General features: G+C 61.8%; 1 protein-coding gene. It reads left to right on the forward strand.

What is annotated here, in order from left to right; translation table 11 throughout:
• Window positions 1–812, forward strand: an 812-nt coding sequence (locus AC0L3I_RS36915; RefSeq protein ID WP_473530232.1) for a reverse transcriptase domain-containing protein, incomplete at its 5' end; no start/stop codon positions are given.
• Between the last annotated feature and the right edge of the window lie 75 nt (window positions 813–887).

The raw sequence follows: 887 nt of genomic DNA on the forward strand, positions 1-887 counted from the left end.
CTCACCTCCGGGCGTTCCTCGACCAGCGAGTCACGGACGGCGTCATCCGACGGATGATCGATAAATGGCTGAACGCAGGAGCCGTCGAAGACGGTCTTCTGCGCCGAACGGCCGAAGGATCCCCGCAAGGAGGTGTGGTCTCGCCCTGCCTCTCGAATATCTTCCTGCACCACGTGCTGGACGAATGGTTCGAGACCGAGGTGCGGCCGCGGCTCCGTGGGGGCTGTACCATTGCCCGCTACGCTGACGATGCGCTCATGGCGTTCGACAACATCGTCGACGCCCAGCGTGTCCTGGCAGTGCTGGACAAACGTCTTGGACGGTTCGGGCTTACGCTCCACCCCGACAAGACGCGTCTCGTCGACTTTCGCCCGCGAAGGACCGAGAGCACACGGCATCCGGAGACGGATGGCACCAACTTCGACTTTCTCGGCCTGACCCATGTGTGGGGACGGTCGCGCAGAGGCAAGGACATGGTGATGCAAGTCACGGCCAAGGGCCGTTTTGCTCGTGCGCTGGCTGCGGTAAGTGACTGGTGCCGGAAACACCGGAACTGGTCGATCCGCGATCAGCATCGCCATCTCTCGTCCATGATGCGGGGCCACTTCGCCTATTATGGCGTCGGGGGAAATGCTCGGCGATTGCGATGGTTCGCCCACCAGGTCGTGAGGATATGGCAGAAATGGCTATCTCGGCGAGATCGTCAAAGCGTGTTCCGATGGACCCGCCTTAACGAAATCCTGAAACGCCATCCGCTGCCGCCAGCCAGGATTCTCCATTCGTTTGCCACCGTGAGCGAAACTCTACCATGAGGAACCGGATGCGGGAAAACTGCACGTCCGGGTCTGTGAGGGGTGGGGGCAGTAACGCCCCCACCTACTCGGCAG

It is taken from the genome of Mesorhizobium sp. WSM4840 (genome assembly GCF_055811755.1).